General features: G+C 64.3%; 22 protein-coding genes and 2 pseudogenes. 8 read left to right on the top strand and 16 right to left on the bottom strand.

The genetic code is table 11. The features are described 5' to 3' along the window. Positions 1–74 (top strand): annotated as a pseudogene (locus tag ACQKPE_RS22030) (peptidoglycan DD-metalloendopeptidase family protein); the annotation flags it as partial. 18 nt (positions 75–92) lie between these two features. Here ACQKPE_RS22030 and ACQKPE_RS22035 read toward each other — a convergent pair. Together ACQKPE_RS22035 and ACQKPE_RS22040 are read right to left on the bottom strand one after the other, a co-directional pair. Beyond that, a pseudogene (locus ACQKPE_RS22035) lies at positions 93–593 on the bottom strand (efflux RND transporter permease subunit); the annotation flags it as partial. 6 nt (positions 594–599) lie between these two features. Beyond that, positions 600–1,697, bottom strand: coding sequence for an efflux RND transporter periplasmic adaptor subunit (locus ACQKPE_RS22040; RefSeq protein ID WP_427668833.1), 1,098 nt, complete (start codon positions 1,695–1,697; stop codon positions 600–602). Positions 1,698–1,880: 183 nt separating this feature from the next. Between ACQKPE_RS22040 and ACQKPE_RS22045 the strand changes: the two genes are divergently transcribed. Beyond that, positions 1,881–2,510 (top strand): TetR/AcrR family transcriptional regulator, encoded by a 630-nt coding sequence (locus ACQKPE_RS22045; RefSeq protein WP_427668834.1) that lies wholly within the window; start codon positions 1,881–1,883, stop codon positions 2,508–2,510. On the opposite strand, the gene ACQKPE_RS22050 is transcribed toward ACQKPE_RS22045, so the two are convergent. Beyond that, on the bottom strand, positions 2,511–3,287 hold the full coding sequence (locus ACQKPE_RS22050; protein ID WP_427668835.1) for a class I SAM-dependent methyltransferase: 777 nt from the start codon (positions 3,285–3,287) through the stop codon (positions 2,511–2,513). 107 nt (positions 3,288–3,394) lie between these two features. Here ACQKPE_RS22050 and ACQKPE_RS22055 point away from each other — a divergent pair, with 107 nt between their 5' ends. Then, the gene (locus ACQKPE_RS22055) at positions 3,395–4,018 is read left to right on the top strand and encodes an energy transducer TonB (RefSeq protein WP_427668836.1); all 624 of its coding nucleotides are present in this window, start codon (positions 3,395–3,397) and stop codon (positions 4,016–4,018) included. Here the strand turns inward: ACQKPE_RS22055 and ACQKPE_RS22060 are convergent. From ACQKPE_RS22060 to ppc, 7 genes are all read right to left on the bottom strand, one after another. Next, a complete protein-coding gene (locus tag ACQKPE_RS22060; RefSeq protein ID WP_427668837.1) occupies positions 4,015–4,701 on the bottom strand; it encodes an extensin family protein in 687 nt (228 codons plus the stop codon). The two genes, ACQKPE_RS22055 and ACQKPE_RS22060, sit on opposite strands and share 4 nt — an antisense overlap. A 6-nt stretch (positions 4,702–4,707) precedes the next feature. Next, entirely contained in the window at positions 4,708–5,538 is an 831-nt protein-coding gene (locus ACQKPE_RS22065) for an isocitrate lyase/PEP mutase family protein (RefSeq protein WP_427668838.1), read from the bottom strand. Positions 5,539–5,566: 28 nt separating this feature from the next. After that, positions 5,567–6,436, bottom strand: a complete 870-nt coding sequence (locus tag ACQKPE_RS22070; RefSeq protein ID WP_427668839.1) for a DUF72 domain-containing protein — start codon at positions 6,434–6,436, stop codon at positions 5,567–5,569. Positions 6,437–6,439: 3 nt separating this feature from the next. Then, the gene (locus tag ACQKPE_RS22075) at positions 6,440–6,727 is read right to left on the bottom strand and encodes a hypothetical protein (protein WP_427668840.1); all 288 of its coding nucleotides are present in this window, start codon (positions 6,725–6,727) and stop codon (positions 6,440–6,442) included. Between the two features lie 176 nt (positions 6,728–6,903). Beyond that, a complete protein-coding gene (gene tsaB, locus ACQKPE_RS22080) occupies positions 6,904–7,575 on the bottom strand; it encodes a tRNA (adenosine(37)-N6)-threonylcarbamoyltransferase complex dimerization subunit type 1 TsaB (protein ID WP_427668841.1) in 672 nt (223 codons plus the stop codon). A gap of 89 nt (positions 7,576–7,664) precedes the next feature. Beyond that, positions 7,665–8,315, bottom strand: a complete 651-nt coding sequence (adk, locus tag ACQKPE_RS22085) for an adenylate kinase (protein WP_427668842.1) — start codon at positions 8,313–8,315, stop codon at positions 7,665–7,667. A 259-nt stretch (positions 8,316–8,574) separates the two neighbouring features. Then, on the bottom strand, positions 8,575–11,202 hold the full coding sequence (gene ppc / locus ACQKPE_RS22090; RefSeq protein ID WP_427668843.1) for a phosphoenolpyruvate carboxylase: 2,628 nt from the start codon (positions 11,200–11,202) through the stop codon (positions 8,575–8,577). A gap of 157 nt (positions 11,203–11,359) precedes the next feature. On the opposite strand from ppc, the gene ACQKPE_RS22095 reads away from it, so the two are divergent. From ACQKPE_RS22095 to ACQKPE_RS22115, 5 genes are all read left to right on the top strand, one after another. Beyond that, positions 11,360–11,704, top strand: coding sequence for a pilin assembly protein (locus tag ACQKPE_RS22095; protein ID WP_427668844.1), 345 nt, complete (start codon positions 11,360–11,362; stop codon positions 11,702–11,704). A gap of 252 nt (positions 11,705–11,956) precedes the next feature. Further along, positions 11,957–12,370 carry a DUF4398 domain-containing protein gene (locus ACQKPE_RS22100; RefSeq protein ID WP_427668845.1) on the top strand — a complete coding sequence of 138 codons (414 nt, stop codon included), beginning with the start codon at positions 11,957–11,959 and terminating at the stop codon, positions 12,368–12,370. 50 nt (positions 12,371–12,420) lie between these two features. Further along, on the top strand, positions 12,421–13,209 hold the full coding sequence (locus ACQKPE_RS22105; RefSeq protein WP_427668846.1) for an OmpA family protein: 789 nt from the start codon (positions 12,421–12,423) through the stop codon (positions 13,207–13,209). 132 nt (positions 13,210–13,341) lie between these two features. After that, positions 13,342–13,632 carry a type II toxin-antitoxin system Phd/YefM family antitoxin gene (locus tag ACQKPE_RS22110; protein ID WP_427668847.1) on the top strand — a complete coding sequence of 97 codons (291 nt, stop codon included), beginning with the start codon at positions 13,342–13,344 and terminating at the stop codon, positions 13,630–13,632. After that, a complete protein-coding gene (locus ACQKPE_RS22115; RefSeq protein ID WP_427668848.1) occupies positions 13,595–13,897 on the top strand; it encodes a type II toxin-antitoxin system RelE family toxin in 303 nt (100 codons plus the stop codon). The genes ACQKPE_RS22110 and ACQKPE_RS22115 overlap by 38 nt, the downstream gene beginning before the upstream one ends. Positions 13,898–13,950: 53 nt before the next feature. Here ACQKPE_RS22115 and ACQKPE_RS22120 read toward each other — a convergent pair whose 3' ends face one another. The 6 genes from ACQKPE_RS22120 to lysS form a co-directional block, all read right to left on the bottom strand. Continuing rightward, entirely contained in the window at positions 13,951–14,277 is a 327-nt protein-coding gene (locus tag ACQKPE_RS22120; protein WP_427668849.1) for a hypothetical protein, read from the bottom strand. Then, the gene (locus tag ACQKPE_RS22125; protein WP_427668850.1) at positions 14,274–15,191 is read right to left on the bottom strand and encodes an alpha/beta hydrolase; all 918 of its coding nucleotides are present in this window, start codon (positions 15,189–15,191) and stop codon (positions 14,274–14,276) included. The genes ACQKPE_RS22120 and ACQKPE_RS22125 overlap by 4 nt, the downstream gene beginning before the upstream one ends. Beyond that, positions 15,163–16,440, bottom strand: coding sequence for a flavohemoglobin expression-modulating QEGLA motif protein (locus tag ACQKPE_RS22130; protein ID WP_427668851.1), 1,278 nt, complete (start codon positions 16,438–16,440; stop codon positions 15,163–15,165). The genes ACQKPE_RS22125 and ACQKPE_RS22130 overlap by 29 nt, the downstream gene beginning before the upstream one ends. A gap of 127 nt (positions 16,441–16,567) precedes the next feature. Continuing rightward, complete coding sequence (locus tag ACQKPE_RS22135) at positions 16,568–17,116, bottom strand: hypothetical protein (protein WP_427668852.1); 549 nt, start codon at positions 17,114–17,116, stop codon at positions 16,568–16,570. A 29-nt stretch (positions 17,117–17,145) separates the two neighbouring features. Continuing rightward, on the bottom strand, positions 17,146–17,871 hold the full coding sequence (locus ACQKPE_RS22140) for a TetR/AcrR family transcriptional regulator (protein WP_427668853.1): 726 nt from the start codon (positions 17,869–17,871) through the stop codon (positions 17,146–17,148). A gap of 68 nt (positions 17,872–17,939) precedes the next feature. Beyond that, the coding region (gene lysS, locus ACQKPE_RS22145) for a lysine--tRNA ligase (RefSeq protein ID WP_427668854.1) at positions 17,940–19,265 on the bottom strand (1,326 nt) is incomplete at its 5' end.

Below are 19,265 nucleotides of genomic sequence, written 5' to 3' on the forward strand. Positions count from 1 at the left end.
GGGTGAAGCTGCATTTCGAGATTCGCCGCCAGGGCAAACCCGTCGATCCTCTCCAGTTCCTGCCTCGCCGTTGATGTTGCACCCAGCCTGTTCCTGATCTGGATACGGTCGGCGTAGTCCTTGAGCACGGCGTAGTCGAAGCCGCTACCGGTCAGGGCGTAGATATTGCCGAAGGTGGTGCCGAACTCGTCGTTGAAGAACGGCCCCTGTACCTCCGGCGGCAAGGTGTGGCGAATGTCCGCGACCTTCTTGCGGATCTGGTACCACAACTCGGGAATAGCGTTGGAATGCATCGAGTCCCGCGCCATGAAGGTGACTTGCGACTCGCCAGGGCGCGAGAACGAGGTGATGCGCTCGTACTCGCCGGTCTCCATCAGCTTCTTCTCGATGCGCTCGGTGACTTGGCGCGAGACTTCCTCGGCCGTGGCGCCGGGCCAGATGGTGCGGATGACCATGGCCTTGAAGGTGAACGGCGGGTCTTCGCTTTGCCCCAGCTTGGTGTAGGACATGGCGCCGATCGCGGCCAGCAGGATCATCAAGAACAGCACGATCTGGCGATTGCGCAGCGCCCAGGCGGAAAGGTTGAAACCCATCGCGACTTACTCCTTGTTCGCCAGGTTCACCACACGGTTGCTACGGTCGACGGGCCGCACCTGCTGCCCCTCGCGCAACACATGGCCACCGGCAGCGACCACCCAGTCGCTGGCACTCAGGCCTTCGAGCACCGGCACGCTGTCGGCGCCATAGGGGCCAAGGCGCACCGGCGCGCGCTCCAGGCGGTTATCGGTGTTCACCCGCCAGACGTAGGCGTGACCATTTTCGGCGGTCACCGCTGACAGCGGCACCGACAACGGCGCGTGCTCGGCATGGGCGATGAACACCCGCGCGCTCTGGCCAAGCTCGGCCGGCGCCTTGGTGGAGGTGAAGGCGATACGCGCGGCGAAGGTGCGCGAGCGGGGGTCGGCAGCCGGCGACAGTTCGCGGATGCGCCCGTCGAAACGCTGGTCGGGGTGCGACCACAACTCGACGCTGACCGCCTGGCCAACGGTAAAGCGGGCGAACTGCTGTTCCGGCAGGCCGATAAGCACTTCACGCTCGCCATCGGCGGCCAGGGTGAACACAGTCTGCCCGGCCGCCACTACCTGGCCCACTTCGACCTGGCGCTTGGCGATCACCCCGGCCTGCGGCGCGCGCAACACCGCATAGTCGGCCTGGTTGCCGGCCACGTCGAACTCGGCCTTGGCCTGCTTGAGCCGGGCCAGCCCCGCGCGGTAAAGGTTTTCGGCATTGTCGAACTGCGAGCGGCTGACCATCTGGCGCTCCAGCAGTTTCTGGTAGCGATCGCGCTCGGCCTTCACCAGCGACAGGTTGGCCTCGGCACCGGCCACCTGGGCGCGGTTGGCCTCCAGGCGCAGGCGCACGTCTTGCGGGTCGAGCTCGGCCAGCGGCTGGTCGGCCTTGACCCGCTGCCCCTCCTCCACCAGGCGCTTGCTGACCTTGCCGCCGATGCGAAACGCCAGTTCCGGCTCGAACCTGGCCCGCACCTCGCCGGGATAGCTGTCGGCCGAGGCGCCGCTGGGCTGTGGCTGCACCACCAACGCCGGGCGTGGCGCCGCAGGCGGTGCCGCCTGCTGGCCGCAGCCAGCGAGCAACAGGACGGCAACAGGCAAAACGAGGGGCAAGGCGCGACGCAACATGACGAATGACCTTTGGCAGAGGACGCATCTAATATTTATACTGCCGGGTATATTAAATCAGGGAACCGAGCTGGGGAAGTCGGCGCCCATGAGAAAAAACGCATTAACGATGCGACATGCGTAGCAGCCTGACGCGCCCTTAGGCGTTAAGATGAGCGCCCCTTGAAACAGACCCGGACTCCAATGCGCAACGACGCACCCACAGGCCCAGGCCGGCCCAAGGACCTGGCAAAGCGCGAGGCCATCCTCGAAGCCGCCAAGTCGCTGTTCCTCAGCCTCGGCTACGCCAACACCAGCATGGATGCGGTCGCTGCGGCGGCAGGTGTTTCAAAACTCACGGTCTACAGCCACTTCACCGACAAGCAGACGCTGTTCGGCGCGGCGGTCATGGCGACCTGCCAATCACAATTGCCCGACCTGATCTTCGAGCTGCCCGAGGGTGTCCCGCTCGAGCAGGTGCTGCTGAACGTCGCCAAAGGGTTCCAGGCGCTGATCAGTTCGGACGAATCGGTGAAGCTGACGCGCCTTATTATGGCGCTCGGCAGCCAGGACCCAAGCTTCGCCCAGTTCTTCTACGAGGCCGGGCCCAAGTTGGTGCTGGCGGAAATGGAAGCGCTGCTGCGCTGCGCCGATGAGCGCGGGCTGCTGCGCATCGACAACCCGCTGCGCGCGGCCGAGCATTTCTTCTGCCTGGTCAAGGGCGCGCCGGACTACCGGCTGCTGCTGGGTTGCGCCCCGGCGCTGGAAGGCGCGGCTGCCGAGACGCATGTGCACGAGGTGGTGGGGTTGTTCATGCGGGCGTATCAGGCCTAGCTATGCCTTTAACGCCTTCTTCGGATAGATGTCATACCGGCTGGACTTGCCTTCCAGGCTGTGACTAGGCTTGGCCCCCTCGATGATCGGCGCCTTGCGCGGGCGCTTCACCACCACCCGATGGGTGGCCAGTGCCAGGGCCGCTTCGAGCAAGGCCGGGGCATCCAGGTCATCGCCCACCAAGGGGCGGAATACGCGCATTTCCTTCTTCACCAACGCGCTCTTATCGCGGTGCGGGAACATCGGGTCGAGGTAGATCACCTGCGGCGGCTCGCCTTCCCAGGCGCGCATGCGCTCGATGGCATTGCCGGTCAGCAGGCGCATGCGCTCGACGATAGGCGCCACCTCGGCATCCAGACGCCCACGCAGCAGGCCATCCTCGAGCAACGCGGCAATCAGCGGCTGGCGCTCGATCAGGGTCATCTGGCAGCCCAGGCTCGCCAGCACGAAGGCATCCTTGCCCAAGCCCGCCGTGGCATCCAGCACTTGTGGCCGAACGCCCTGGGCGATGCCTACCGCCTTGGCGATCATCTGCCCGTTGCCGCCACCGAACAGCCGCCGGTGCGCCGCCTGACCCTCGACGAAGTCCACCCGCACCGGCCCCGGCGCCTGCGGGCCCAGCTGCTGGATCTGCAAGCCATCGCCGCCCACCTGAACGGCAAAGTCAGCGGCGTCGTCCTGCAACGGCAACCCCAGGCGCTCGGCCCATACCGCCGCCTGCTGCGCATACTCGGCCGACATCGCCTCGACCCTGATCCCCGCCCCTTGCTCTTGCATCACCGCTCACACCCGAAAATATTCACCAAGCCCTTAATGAATCGGCCACCACGGCCGATACAGGCAATATCCCGCTATTCTGCCAGAGCACAACGCGCGCGACTGCCATGTCAGACACTCTTCCCCTCGGCTTGACCTACTTGTCGCCTGTCGGCAACTACGGTCGACAGAATACCCAGGCACTGGGCGGCGTCAGCCACCTGTGGCAGGACTTCTTCGCCCGGGCCATGGCAGAGCAGCAAGACGATGGCGTCGACAGCGTAAGCCAGGCGCTGGCCAGCTACCACGACAAGGAAAGCGGTGAGCCCACCGGCGGCGCCCGCGCCCTGGCGCTGATCGATGCGCAGCGCGCCTGCGTGGTGAACGACACCGAGATCACGCCGCCCGAGCCGCTGTTCCTGCCCAAGGCGGAGCTTGAGCGCGACCTGCTGGAGCCTGCTGCCGAGCCGTTCAGTGCTCTGGAACTGATCGAGCAACAGCGCCAGCTCGACATCAACAACAGCTGGCTGCGCCCGGTGGTGATGAGCCAGGGCCATCCACAGCCTGAGCCTGGCCCGGGTCCGAACCCACGCGCCCTTTACCTGCCGATTGCCGAGTTCGAGATGGACCTGCTCGACAAGGCGCCGGAACCCTTCGACGAGGCCACCCTGGCCAAACAGCAGAACGACCTGGAGTTCGACATGCACTGGGCGCGCCCGGTGGTGCTGAACAATGTGCGCGTGCACGCCTAACGGCAGATCTGCCAGCGGCCCATATCCAAGTGAAAATGGTTGTGATGGGCGGCGTTGTAGTCCGGGCCCAGCACCGTGCTGAAACTGTCACAGGCCGCCTGCTGGACCTGCCTTAGAAACACCGCCTTCTGCCCGTCGCCCTGCCAGTCGCGCGCCAGCACGACGCGCTGCCCATCCGCTAGACGAAAGCCACTGATATCCAGCGCGTTGGCGGTTGCATGCTGGCTAAGCCTGCCCTCTTTGCGGTTATAGACATTGCGACAGGCGAAGCTGCCCAGGTGCTCGACCTGCGCCACCGGCTGGCCGAACACCTGCTGGGCCGCCGGTTGCAGGCCATGCTTCTCGAACAGGGCATAGGCCACCGCCAGTGGGCAGGTAGCCAGGAAGCTGCTGGAGAGCCGCGTATCTCCACCCTCGATACGCCACACATTCTGTAGCGGGCATTGCGCGCTTGCCGGGCTGTCGGCCTGTTGCCGGAAGCGCAGTGTCGAGGTTTCGAGTGCCTGTCGACATAAATCGGGATTATCACGCAGGCGCGAGAGTTTGAAAGGCGTGAGCATATTAGGAGGCTGCTGCACGTCCAGCACCGCCCAGGGGTTCCATGCAGGCGGCGGGCGCCAGCCCGAGTACCAGGCGGCGCCTGCCGCAAGCAGCAGGAGCGTCAGCAGCAACAGGCTGCGCATGCGGCCTTAGCGGCGGAACAGGTCGTTGAGCTCGGCGAACGGCAAGGCCTGCTCGCCATAGCTGAAGGTGCCCTGTTCGCAGATCTCCCGCGCCGCGCGCTGGAGGGCACCCAGCGCCACCCGCGCCAGCGACGAACCCACGCTGATGCGGCGCACGCCCAGGTCCTGCAACTGGTTCACGCCCAGCGCTACCCCGGCCATGCCCATCAGCACGTTGACAGGCTTGGGGGCCAGCGCCTGCACCACCGCGCGGATTTCATCGACGCTGCGCAGCCCTGGCGCGTACAGCACATCGGCGCCGGCCTCGGCGTAGGCCTGCAAGCGCTTGATGGTGTCGTCCAGGTCCAGTCGGCCATTGAGCAGGTTCTCGGCGCGGGCGCAGAGGGTGAACGGGAATGGCAGGCTGTGCGCCGCCTGTACCGCTGCACGCACACGCTCCACGGACAGGCCGAAATCGTAGATCGGCGTATCGGCGCGGCCACTGGCATCTTCGATCGAACCTCCCACCAACCCCGCCTCGGCGCCGCGCAGAATGGCCTGTGCGCAGTCTTCCGGCAGGTCGCCGAAGCCGTTTTCCAAGTCCGCCGCGACCGGCAGCGGCGTGGCATCGACAATGGCCCGGGCGTTGTCCAAGGTTTCATCCAGGCTGAGCGCGCCCTCGGCATCCGGGCGACCCAGGCTGAAGGCCAACCCTGCACTGGTGGTGGCCAGCGCCTCGAAGCCCAGGCTGGCCAGCAACCGCGCGGAGCCTGCATCCCACGGGTTGGCAATGACGAACGCGCCATCACGCTCATGCAGCGCCTTGAAGGCTTCGGCTCGCAGGGTTTGCACATCCATGGTCACAACCTCCGGCAGGTAGGAGTCGTCAGAGTAGGCCCAATTGTTCGACCTCAGGCGCACGCGGCAATTCCACCAAAGGCGCCAGCCCCGGCAGGCGCTCGCTCAGGCGCTGGTGAAAGCGCTGGGCCAGGGCGGCGGCGCGGTAGTTGTCGGCCGTGTGCAGGAAGATGTACGGGGTACGCCCCTCCTCGATCCAGGCAGCAACCTTGTCGACCCACGGGGTGAGGAAGGGCTCGTTGGCTTCAAGCTCGGGGTGGCCGATGAAGCGCACTTGCGGGCGCTGGCTGAATGCAGCCGGGCGTGGCGGCACCCGCGGCTTCTTGGCCTGGGCGTGCAGAACGCCAGGGTCGCGTGAGGTGCAACTGAACAAGGCCCTTGGGTCCAGGCAAATGCGCTCCACGCCCCGACCATGCAACAGGCGGTTAAGCAGACGCTCCTCCTCGCCCTTGGCGAAGAAGGCATCGTTGCGCACCTCGACCGCCACCGGCACGCCGATCTCGTCGAGAAAATGGCTCAGTTCGGCCAAGCGTGCAGGGCCGAAGCTGGCCGGCAGTTGCAACCAGTAGGGGGAAACCCGCTCGCCCAGGGGGGCGAGCAGGCGCGTGAAGTCCAGGGCCGAGTCCAATTGCTCGCGCAAATCGCCAGCATGGCTGACGTCACCCGGGAACTTGGCCGTGAAGCGAAAATGCGCAGGCATCAGCTGCGCCCAGCGTTCGACGGTGCTGGGCGCAGGGCGGGCGTAGAAGGTGGTGTTGCCCTCGACGGCGTTGAATACCTGGCTGTATAGGCTCAGGAAATCAGCAGTGCGGGCATCGGCGGGGTAAAGGTAGTCGCGCCAGGCGTTTTCACTCCAGGAGGGACAACCGAGAAAGTAAGGCAGTGGTGATGGAGTCATCCATCAAATGTACAGGTCAAGCCCCAGTACTTCCATGTCCCAATCGGTGAACGTGGCGGTGGAGAGGTAGCTGGCCAGTGCGGTGGCAGTACGGCGATCGCGGGCTCGGGGGAAGATCATGTCTTGCTGGCGTGCCGGCAGACCGCCGCCACGACGGTTGACCTTGGCCTGGATAGGCTCGGCGTCATCCTCGACCACTTCGGCGTCGTCGATGACCTCGTCACGCACCTGCGCCTTGCGCGGCGCGCGCTTGACCGGGTAGGACTGTGAGGAGAAACCGTCGATACGCATGATGTATAAGCTCAGGAGTAATGATGGCAATTTAGCAGCATCAGGATTCCTTCACCAATGCTCGACTGATAACTGGACCACAGTTCCTGCAAAAGGTTTTATCGTGAACGGCAATAGCCGACGAACTGCACGTTTTAGCTAGTAGTTTAGTGACTTTTCGCTCAAATACCGGGCCTTCAGGGGCGCGCCTTGGGCGTGGCGACGTTGTCGCGCAAGTACACAGGCTGCGCCTGTTCGGCAGCGACGGCCTCGCCACGCGCCCAGGCAAACCCGGCCAGGGTCAACACGTCCAGGGCGTTGGGTAACGCCGCAGCATCGTAGCTATCGACCTTCGCCGCCAGGCGCTCGACATAGCCCCAGCCAGTGCCAGCCCCAAACCACGGGCCACCTTCAGGCAGCACTACACGCTCAGGTGCCACTACAACTTCCTGGCCAACCAGGCGCATTTCACCCGCCTGGGCCTGGTAGCAACCCCAGTACACCTCGTCCATGCGCGCATCGACAGCCGCTGCCACCTGCTGCGCGCCATGCTGGCGCAGCGCGCCCTGGGCCAGTGCGGCCAGGTTGGACACTGGCAGCACCGGGCGTTCGAGGGCAAAAGCCAAGCCCTGAACCACACCGATGGCGATACGTACGCCAGTGAAAGCACCCGGGCCGCGGCCGAAGGCGATGGCATCCACAGCACTCAGGGGCACACCGGAATCGCCCAGCAGTTGCTTGATCATCGGCAGCAGCTTCTGCGCGTGCAGGCGTGGAATCACCTCGTAGTGGCTGGTCACCTTGCCATCATGCAGCAAGGCGACAGAACAGGCTTCGGTGGCGGTATCCAGGGCCAGCAGGGTGGTCATCGAACGTGTATCCAGGCGAAAGGAAAAAGAGCGCCAGTATAAACGACAACGGCCCGCAAAAGCGGGCCGTCGTGCAACACAAGGGTGGATCAGCTCAGGGCTGCCAGCACCTTGGCAGTGATGGAGTCGACCGAGCCGACGCCTTCGATGTGGCTGTACTTCGGCTTGCCGTTCTGAGCGGCGGAGAGCTTCTGGTAGAAGTCGACCAGCGGCTTGGTCTGGTTGTGGTAGACCGACAGGCGGTGACGCACGGTCTCTTCCTTGTCGTCATCGCGCTGGATCAACTCCTCGCCAGTGACATCGTCCTTGCCTTCCACTTTCGGCGGGTTGTACTGAATGTGGTAGGTGCGGCCCGAAGCCAGGTGGACGCGACGACCCGCCATGCGGCCAACGATTTCTTCGTCGTCCACGGCGATCTCGACCACGTTGTCGATCTCGACACCGGCAGCGACCATGGCCTCGGCCTGCGGGATGGTGCGCGGGAAACCGTCGAACAGGCAGCCGTTGGCGCAATCCGGCTGGGCGATACGCTCCTTGACCAGATTGATGATGAGCTCGTCGGAAACCAGCTGGCCGGCATCCATGACTTTCTTCAGTTCCAGGCCCAGCGGGGTGCCGGCCTTCACGGCAGCACGCAGCATGTCACCGGTGGAGATCTGTGGAATGCCGAACTTCTCGGTGATGAACTTTGCCTGAGTACCTTTACCGGCCCCGGGAGCTCCCAGCAGAATTACGCGCATCTCGTGCTCCTCATAATTTTTTTATGTAAATCAGTGGATTCGGCGCACAGGGCCAAGTCCGGAAAATCGGTTCAGACCGAAAAATCGGTCAAAAGGCTGCTCAAGATACACAGCGCCCGGCAGCCAGACAAGCGTTCGAAACCGCCGGTAAAGCACTGTTCTCGAACGCCGACCGGGCAGGTTGCGCCCAGCGCAACCCGAGCACCTGTCGAACCGTGCCCGCCACTGGGCCAAGCCCCGCAGCGGGTGCCTTGCCCCTTCAGCCGGTGTTGCGCAAACCGGCGGCGATGCCCGCCACGGTCACCAGCAGGGCCTGCTGCAACGGGCTATCCAGAGCGGCTTCGCGGCTGCGCGAGCGGGCCAGCAACTCGGCCTGCAAGCGGTGCAGTGGGTCCAGGTAGGTGTTGCGCAGACGGATGAATTCCAGGGTCTCCGGGCTGTGCGCCAGTAGCACCGGCTGGCCGGTCAGGCCCAGTACTACCTGGCAGGACTGCGACAATAGGTCGCGCAATTGCGCACCCAGTGGCAACAGCGGCGGTTGCACTAGACGTTCGTCGTAGGCCTCGGCGATTTGCGCATCGGCCTTGGCCAGGACCATCTCCAGCATGTCGATGCGGGTGCGGAAGAACGGCCATTGTTCACGCATCTGCCCCAGCAACTCGCCCTGGCCACGGGCCAGGGCATTGCCCAACGCCGTTTCCCAGCCCAGCCAGGCCGGCAGCATCAGGCGGGTCTGGGTCCAACCGAAGATCCACGGGATCGCCCGCAGGCTTTCGATACCCCCCGCGCGGCGCTTGGCCGGGCGGCTGCCCAGCGGCAGGCGGCCCAGCTCCTGCTCGGGCGTGGACTCGCGGAAATACTCGACGAAATCCGGGTGTTCGCGCACCACGTCGCGGTAGGCCTTCAGGCCGTCGGCGGCCAGTTGGTCCATCAGCTCGCGCCAGGCCGGTTGCGGTGGCGGCGGTGGCAACAGGGTCGCTTCCAGCACGGCCGCCAGGTAGAGGTTGAGGTTCTGTTCGGCGATGCCCGGCAGGCCGAACTTGAAGCGGATCATCTCGCCCTGTTCAGTCGTGCGGAACTTGCCAGCCACCGAACCCGGCGGTTGCGACAGGATCGCCGCATGGGCCGGGCCGCCACCGCGGCCCACGGTGCCACCGCGGCCATGGAACAGCAGCAGCTCGACCTGGTGCTCGCGGCAAATTCGCACCAGGTTCTCCTGGGCGCGGTACTGCGCCCAGGCCGCCGCCGTGGTGCCGGCGTCCTTGGCCGAGTCGGAATAGCCGATCATCACTTCCTGCGGCCCATGCAGGCTGGCGCGGTAGCCTGGCAGGCCGAGCAGACGCTCCATCACCGGGCCCGCGTTGTCCAGGTCGGCGAGGGTTTCGAACAACGGCACCACGCGCATCGGCCGGGTCAGGCCGGCTTCCTTGAGCAGCAACTGCACCGCCAGCACATCGGAGGCGGCACCGGCCATGGAAATCACGTAGGAACCCAGCGACGCACCCGGCGCGGCGACGATCTCACGGCAAGTGGCAAGCACCTCGGCGGTTTCGGCCTGGGGCTTGAAATGCCCAGGCAACAGCGGGCGACGGTTCTTCAGCTCAGCCTGCAGGAAAGCGATGCGCTGTTCTTCATCCCAGTCGGCATAACGCCCCAGGCCCAGGTAGTCGGTGATTTCCGACAGCGCATCGCGATGCCGCGCGGCGTCCTGGCGCACGTCCAGGCGGACCAGGAACAGGCCGAAGGTCACTGCCCGGCGCAAGGTATCGAGCAAGGGGCCATCGGCGATCACGCCCATGCCGCATTCGTGCAGCGACTGGTAGCACAGCTCCAGCGGCTCGATCAGCTCGCGGTTGTCCACCAGCACCTCGGCGCTGGCAGGCTGCGCGCCCGCCAGCGAGGCGTGGGCCCAGGCGCGGGTGGCACGCAGGCGCTCACGCACTTGCTTGAGCAGGGCGCGGTAGGGCTCGGCGCTGTCGCCCACCCTTGCGCGCACGGCGTCGCTGGCCTGCTGCATCGAAAGCTCGGCGGCCAGATAGTCGACATCACGCAGGAACAGGTCGGCGGCCATCCAGCGCGCCAGCAGCAGCACTTCGCGGGTTACCGCCGCAGTGACATTAGGGTTGCCATCGCGATCGCCGCCCATCCACGAAGCGAAGCGCACGGGTGCAGCTTCCAGCGGCAGGTGCAGGCCGGTGGCTTGGAACAGGGCCTGGTCGACCTTGCGCAGGTGGCTGGGAATGGCGTGCCAGAGGGAATGCTCGATCACCGCGAAGCCCCACTTGGCTTCGTCCACCGGGGTTGGCCGGGTGCGGCGGATTTCCTCGGTGTGCCAGGCCTCTGCAATCAGCCGACGCAGGCGTTCGCGCACTTGCTGGCGCTCGGCTGGGGTGAGGTCGCGGTGGTCTTGGGCCGCCAGCTGCGCGGCAATGGCATCGTACTTCTGGATCAACGTGCGCCGCGCCACTTCGGTGGGATGCGCGGTCAGCACCAGCTGGATATCCAGGCGGGCCAGTTGCCGGGCCAGGGCGTCATCCTTGTGCCCGGCCTGCTTGAGGCGTGCGAGCAGCTCGGGCAGCGCGCGGTCCTCGAACGGCGCGGGCTGCCCAGCATCGCGGCGATGGATGAGCTGGTACTGCTCGGCGATGTTGGCCAGGTTGAGAAACTGGTTGAAGGCCCGCGCCACCGGCAGCAGGTCGTCCTCGGCCAGGTCCGCCAGGGTGGTGCTCAACTGCTCGGCCGCGCCCTGGCGGTCGGCCTTGGCGCTGTGTCGAATATCTTCGATCTTCTGCAGGAACGCCTCGCCGTGCTGCTGGCGAATGGTTTCACCCAGCAGCTCACCCAGCAGATGGACATCTTCACGCAAGCGCACATCGATATCGGTCATTGCCTCTCCCTTGTAGCGCGGTCCACCCGCGCAGCCGCCCAGGTAACGCACCAAGAGTGCCCACAGGCAGGCCCGCAAGGCAAGCTGGGAACGGCCGATGCAACTAAAGTGTATTGAGGTCATCCCACTTTCATGTACTGGCATCGAAGAGGTCATCATGAAAATCCGCGAGCTTGCCCAGCATTGGGAACAGAACGCCTCAGGGGCACTGAGCAACACCGGCCATGTCCTGCACCTGGAGCTGGAAGCCGAGGCGCGCCTGGCCGCGCTGGTGGAGATGTTCCCCAAGCGCACGCCCGAGGAGCTGCTGGGCGAACTGGTGGGCGCCGCGCTCGAGGAGCTGGAGGCCAGCTTTCCCTACATCAAGGGCCAGCAGGTGATCGCCACCGACGAGGAAGGCGACCCGCTGTACGAGGACATCGGCCCTACACCTCGCTTTCTCGCCCTCTCCCGCCGCCACCTGCATGCCTTGAGCAACCCCAAGGGTGGCACTGAAAACTGACCGCGCCAGCCTGCCGATACCGCAGAGCGGCGCGAAAGTTTCGTGAAAAAGTCACTGACCGATTAGTCAGAAATGCACATTCGATCATGCTGATTTTTTTTCTGAACTATTCGAAAAACGCCCAAGTCCCAGCCAATAGCCATTACGCAAAAACCCTGCACACATGGCCTTTGGCGCAGCGGCTTGCATTCATGACGCTGTCAGGGAATGAGCGATGGACTGCTACGGACACTGTAATTCAGGAGAGATCCAATGGAGTTGACCACCATGAAGACCCGCATCTCGAAACCTTCGTCCTCTCACCTGCGCGGGCTCAAGCTGGCCGCCCTGGCCCTGGGCAGCAGCCTGGTACTGGCCGGCTGTGCTGGCAACCCGCCTACCGAGCAGTACGCCGTGACCCAGTCGGCCGTGAATTCTGCCGTCAGTGCCGGTGGCACCGAATATGCCGCCGTGGAAATGAAAGCGGCCCAGGACAAGTTCAAGCAGGCGGAAATCGCCATGCATGAGAAGAACTACGAAGAAGCCAAGCGTCTGGCCCAGCAGGCCGAGTGGGACGCTCGCGTGGCCGAGCGCAAGTCGCAGGCAGCCAAGGCCCAGAAGGCCGTGCAGGATGCCCGCCAAGGTATCCAGGACGTGCGTGAGGAAGGCCTGCGCAGCGCTGAATAAGCCCTGCCACGCCTGATACCGCCTTCGTTATCGATCAAAGGATGAACACTATGCGCAACTATGTCATGATTCCCGCCCTGCTGGCCCTGAGCGTCGGCCTCACTGCCTGCTCCCACGACCCGAACCCGAACCTGGAGGCGGCCCGCACCAACTTCTCGTCGCTGCAGAGCGACCCGCAGTCGACCCAAGTGGCGGCCCTCGAGACCAAGGATGCCCAGGACTGGCTGAACAAGGCCGACAAGGCCTACATGGACCGCGCTGACACCAAGCAGGTCGACCAGCTGGCCTACCTGACCAACCAGCGCGTCGAAGTGGCCAAGCAGACCATCGCCCTGCGCACCGCCGAGAACGAGATCAAGAACGCCGCCGCCCAGCGCGCACAGGCCAAGCTCGATGCTCGCGATGCACAGATCAAGAAGCTGCAGGACAGCCTCAACGCCAAGCAGACCGAACGCGGCACGCTGGTGACCTTCGGTGACGTGCTGTTCGACTTCAACAAGGCCGAGCTCAAGAGCAGCGCCTACCCGAACGTGACCAAGCTGGCGCAGTTCCTCCAGGAAAACCCTGAGCGCAAGGTAATCGTCGAGGGCTATACCGACAGCGTCGGTTCTGCCAACTACAACCAGAGCCTGTCCGAGCGCCGCGCCGGTGCCGTGCGCATGGCGCTGGTGCGCGCAGGCGTAGACCCAGCGCGCATCGTCGCCCAGGGCTATGGCAAGGAGTTCCCGGTTGCGGACAACACCAGCAACTCGGGCCGCGCGCAGAACCGTCGCGTGGAGGTGACCATCTCCAACGACAACCAGCCAGTGGCACCGCGTTCGGTGAGCCAGGTGCAGTAAGGCTTACGGGCTGAACGAAAAACCCCGCCTCGATGGCGGGGTTTTTATTATTCGCCCCATAAAACACCTTTAAAAGCACTCTATAAAGCACTACATTAGGCAGGTCGCTCTCTCTCACGAGTTGATACAACCATGACCTACCCCGTCCTTGCCGATCTGGCAGCATCCATCACAGACCTGAAAAAAGACCCCATGGGCACCATTCGCGAAGCCGGCGGTGAAACCGTGGTAATCCTCAACCGCAACGAACCCGCGTTCTATGCCGTTCCGCCCGAACGCTACGAGGCGATGATGGAACTGATCGACGATCTGCAGTTGGCTGAACTGGTACGCAAGCGTCGCGGTGGGCCAACCGTCAGCGTGGATATCGATGAGCTCATTGCCGATGCAGAAGGGAACAGCAAGCTACGCCCTGGAGTTTGATCTACGGGCGCAAAAGGAATTTCGCAAACTCGACGCACAACTTCAGTTGCAGTTCGCCAGGAAGCTCAAGGAGCGCCTGGCTCAGCCACGAGTGGAGAAGGACAAACTCACCGGCATGCCGGACTGCTACAAGATCAAGTTGCGGTCTGCCGGTTACCGCCTGGTGTATCGAATCATCGATGAGCGAGTGGTGGTGGTGGTGATCGCGCTTGGCAAGCGAGAGCGCAACGATGTCTACACCACCGCCAGATCAAGACTTGACTGAACCGAAAGCCCCACAAACGTGGGGCTTTTTCTTCTTCGTGGCACCGCCAGCCTTCACTGCACCTGCTGCGGCGTCTCCTGCCCCATGCAGCGAACGGCACGCTTGCGGTTGTCCACCAGCACGCCGGTCAGGCCTTTCTGCTGGGTGTCGAACAGCACCAGCACGCCATCGATGCACTGCGCCACCTGCGGCGCGGGTTCCAACGACACTTTGTAGTCCTCGCCGGGAATGGTCTTGAGCATGGTGTAGTCCTGCAGCAGCAGGGCGTCCTGGGGCTTGGCGAAATGCAGATAGCCGTAGTACCACAGCGCGCCCACCGTCACGATGATGCTGCCGATACCGGTCAGGATCAGCGGGATGGCGTTCCGTTCTTCACTCATTGCGCATTCTTCTCTTCAGGGTAGTTCGGCACTTCGCCCAGGCGGCGCAGGCCGTTGAAATGGTTGGGGTCGTCGAGAAAGCGCAGCATCACCTGGCGCCAGGTGGTATCGGCAAAGGTTTGCACATGACCGCCTCGGGTCAGTTGCAATACCCGCGGCGGCGGCGCTTGCTGGTACAGGCGGATGCCGTTGTCCAGCGGCACCAGATTGTCGTCGATGCTCTGGAAGAACAATTTGGGCGGGCTGCTCAGGCGTTCGATCGAGTGGATCGGGCTGTCGCCATCGGGCACAAGCCAGGACAGCGGCACTTGCAGTGGCCAGGTCAGCCACGAAGTGCTCAGGGCGAAGCGGCCGACATCGCGATAGCTGGCCGGCACGCCATCGAATACCAGGGCGCTGAAGCGCTGACGCTGCTCGGGGTGGGCCGCGAGATAGTGGATTGCCATCGCCCCACCAAGACTTTGGCCCAGCAGCACCTGGGGCTTGCCACGCACTTCAGGGGCCTGGTCGAGCCAGTGCAGGGCCGCCTCGATGTCCTGGTAAACCGCAGGCAGTGTCGGTTTGCCCTGAGACAAGCCATAGCCACGGTAGTCGACCATCAGCACCTGGTAACCGGCCTCGGGCAACCAGTAGCTTGCGCCCAGATGCCACGCCAGGTTGCCGCCGTTGCCATGCAAGTGCAGCACCGTGCCCTTGACCTCGACGCCCTCCTTGGCCGGTAGCCACCAGCCATGCAGACGAGTGCCGTCGGCGGCGGTCAGGGTCAGGTCGCGGTAGGCCAGCTTGGCTTTCTCAGGCGTGAAGGGCTGGCCCGGCTCGGGGTAGAACAGCAGGCTGCTGCATCCGGAAAGGAGCAGCAGCCCGATGGCCAGGGCAGCTAACGCCTTAGAGAATGTTCGCGTAGTCGGCTTCAATGCGGTCCAGGCTCAGGTGGTTGAGGAAGTTGGAGAAGCACATCCAGGCCGACAGCGCATTGAGGTCGCGGAACTGCTCCGGCAGGTACTTGGGCGGCGCCACCAGGCCTTCCTCGACCAGCTGGCGCAGGGTGCGCATGTCTTCCAGGGTGGTCTTGCCGCAGAACAGCAAGGGAATCTGTTCGAGCTTGCCCTTCTTCACGGCCAACTGAATGTAGTTGTAAACCATGATGAAACCCTTGAGGTAGGACAAGTCCTTGGTGAACGGCAGCCCATTGGGCACCGAGCCACGGAACACCCGGCTGGCGTTGCCATAGCTTTCCGCCATCTCGAAGCCCTGGCCGCGGAAGAATTCGTAGACCTGCATGAAGTCGGCGCCCTCCTCGACCATGTGGATGGCGCGGGTGCGGTTGGTCAGCTTGCGCAGGCGGCTGGGGTAGGAGGCGAAGGCGATCACCTCCATGAGGATGGCCAGGCCTTCCTGGGTCACCGTGGACGAGGGCGGGCCCTTGGCCAGGAAGGTGCAGATCGGCTGGTTCAGGCCATTGAGCGTAGTGCCGACGTGCACCAACCCCTCGTGCACCTCCAGCGCACGCACATCGCGGCTGTTGAACATGGCATCGGCGCGCACCTTGATGTAGTCGGCGCCCGCCGCCGCATCGGCGACGATGCCGTCGGACTCGAACACGCGGATGGTTTCCTCGGCCTCGCCGAACACCTTGTTCAGTCGGCGCTGGAGAATTTCCACGGCTTCCTTGGCGGTGAGGTTCTTGGCTTCGTCCTTGAGGTCGCCACGGCCATCGATGTTGTTCAGGTAGTCCGAGAGCATCAGGCCCAGGTCGGCCAGGGTCGGGTCGCCGGCGTGGAAGGCATCGGAGGCGGCGCCGTAGAGTTCCTGGGAGATCAGGCCGAAATCCTCGGTGCCACGTGCTTCGAGCATGCGCACCACCATGCGGTATTCCTTGCACATGCGCCGCATGATCTGCCCAACCGGGTTGAACTGGCCGAGCTGGCGAGTGATATCGCGCTCGATGTTCTGGAACTCGGCCTTAACCGCTGTGGAGTCGAACGAGAGAGGCCGGCCCTGGTAGTAGGCGCGATCCACCGCGGGTGGCTCCTTGCCCTTGGCCTTGAGGAAGCCCTGGCGGATGCTGTCGTCCCACTTCACCGCATCCAGCACACGGATGGGGGTTTGCGCGGCGACGATGCGGTCGGACAGTGCGCGTATGGTCTGCTGGTATTCGTCCACCGGGGCTCCTTGATTGGACCTGAGTGACTTGCGGTGTCTGTACTGGCCTCTTCGCGGGCAAGCCCGCTCCTACAGGTTCAGCGCGGGTCTTGTAGGAGCGGGTTTACCCGCGAAAAGGCCGACGCGGTTATTTGCCCGCGCGCTGGAAGCGCGCCACCTCGACGAACAGGTCGGAGTTGGCCGGGTCGTCCAGGTAGGCCAGGACCCGCTCGGCAGGGCTGTCGATCAAGACCCCAGGGCCATTGTCTTCCACCGCCTCGGTGCTGCGCCCACTGAGCTCCTTGTTGTCCACCGCCTGCTGCACCTGCTCGACATCCAGGTTATAGACCACCAGCTCCTTGCCATCGACGACCTCGAAGCCGCCGATCAGGAACTTCCCGCCCAGGCGCTTGGGCACCCCGGCCGAGAGGTACCAGCGGTTGCCATGCTGGGCGACGGTGAAGGTGTATTCCTCGGGCGCCTTGCCCTGGGCACGCGCCACGGCCTTGTAGGTATGGCCGCCCGCGCGGCTGATCGCCAGCTTCAATGGCTGGCCCCAGGCGTCCTTGCTGGTCCACTGGCCCAACAGCGCCTTGGGCGCCTGCTGGTTGCCGGCCAGCGGCTCGTCGAAGGTCACCAGGCAGCCGCCAAGCGACAGCAACGACAAGGTCAACAACAGCACACGCCAGGCTTTCATCAGGTTCTCCTTGAAAATTCGGTCGCGCCTCACTCCGCGGCCAGCACCAAGTGCAGGTACCGGGTAAGAATAGCGAGCATCTGCCCATCGGCCTGTGCGTTCGCCTCTATGAGCAGCCCTTGATATTCCATCTGCTCGATGATGGCCGTCAACACCAAGGCGTCGTGCTCTGGCTGGCGGGAGCCAACCACCTGCAGCATCTGCCGTGCACCATGCAGCAGGATCTGCTCATGGGCCTGTACCAGCCCGGCCAGGCGCGGACACAGCAGCGCCTCCTGGCGGAAGGCCTGCTCGGCCATCAGAAAGTCGCGGCGGTTGTGCAACTGGCGCATCACATAGTCGGCGGTCATGCGCGCCACCTCGTCGGCCAGCCGCGCCCGTGACTGCGGGCTGTCATCGCCCTGCGCCAGGAGCTGGCGCAGCACACCCTCGGTGTTGGCCCACAACTTGGCCATGTACGCGGCGCTGCGCTCGACGTACTGGGCGAAGGTGTCGGCGAGCAGGTCTTCGATGTCCTTGAAATAGTAGGTGGTGGCCGACAACGGCACACCCGCCTCGGCGGCCACCGCGCGGTGACGCACGCCACGCACGCCATCACGCACGACGATGCGCATGGCCGCGTCGAGGATCTGCTGGCGTCGCTGCTCACTGCCCTGGCGGCTGGTCTTGCGGCCTTGGTACTGCACATTCTCGGCAACGGCGTTGGCTACACCGGCGGCGCCTTGCTGGGCATTTGAGGGGGTCACGGAAGGCACCTCTTGGTTCGGACGGTCTACAACCAGGCAAGAAAAAGCCGCCTCGAAAGGCGGCTTGTTCACATGGCTCAAGCCTGTGGGCGCATATGCGGGAACAGGATCACATCGCGGATCGATGGCGAGTTGGTCAGCAGCATCACCAGGCGGTCGATACCGATGCCTTCACCGGCGGTCGGCGGCATGCCGTACTCCAGGGCGCGAACGAAGTCGGCATCATAGTGCATGGCTTCGTCGTCACCAGCGTCCTTCTCGGCCACCTGGGCCAGGAAGCGCTCGGCCTGGTCTTCGGCATCGTTGAGCTCGGAATAGGCGTTGGCTATTTCACGGCCACCGATGAACAGCTCGAAGCGGTCGGTGACGGCCGGGTTGTCGTCGTTGCGACGCGCCAGCGGCGACACTTCGAACGGGTACTCGGTAATGAAGTGCGGCTGCTCCAGCTTGTGCTCGACCAGCTCTTCGAAAATCATCACCTGCAGCTTGCCCAGGCCTTCGTGGCCCAGCACCTTGGCACCGGCCTTCTTGGCGATGTCACGGGCGCGGTCGACGTCCTGCAGGTCGGCGGCAGTCAGCTCGGGGTTGTACTTGAGGATCGAGTCGAACACCGACAGGCGGGCGAACGGCTCGCCAAAGTGGAACACCTTGTCGCCATACGGCACGTCGGTGCTGCCCAGCACCAGCTGCGCCAGCTCGCGGAACAGTTCCTCGGTGAGGTCCATGTTGTCGCGGTAGTCGGCGTAGGCCTGGTAGAACTCGAGCATGGTGAACTCGGGGTTGTGCCGGGTCGAGACGCCTTCGTTACGGAAGTTGCGGTTGATCTCGAAGACTTTCTCGAAACCACCGACCACCAGGCGCTTGAGGTACAGCTCCGGCGCGATACGCAGGAACATGGCCATGTCCAGGGCGTTGTGGTGGGTTTCGAACGGCTTGGCTGCGGCGCCGCCAGGGATGGTTTGCAGCATCGGGGTTTCCACTTCGAGGAAGTCGCGCTCGATGAGGAACTTGCGAATGTGCGAGATCACCTGCGAACGCACACGGAAGGTGTGGCGGGTTTCCTCGTTGACCATCAGGTCGACGTAGCGCTGGCGGTAGCGCTGCTCGGTGTCGGTCAGGCCGTGGTGCTTGTCGGGCAGCGGGCGCAGCGACTTGGTCAGCAAACGCACATCGGTCATCTCGACGTACAAGTCGCCCTTACCGGAGCGGGCCAGGGTGCCTTCGGCGCTGATGATGTCACCCAGGTCCCAGGTCTTGACCGCCGCCAGGGTCTCTTCCGGCAGGGTCTTGCGGTTGACGTAGACCTGGATGCGTCCGGTCATGTCCTGGATGACCATGAACGAGCCACGGTTGAGCATGCGGTGGAGCTGGCCAACGACAGCGAGTTCGGCCTTGCCGCGACC

Source organism: Pseudomonas sp. NPDC089554 (assembly GCF_050280645.1).
GTDB lineage: Bacteria > Pseudomonadota > Gammaproteobacteria > Pseudomonadales > Pseudomonadaceae > Aquipseudomonas.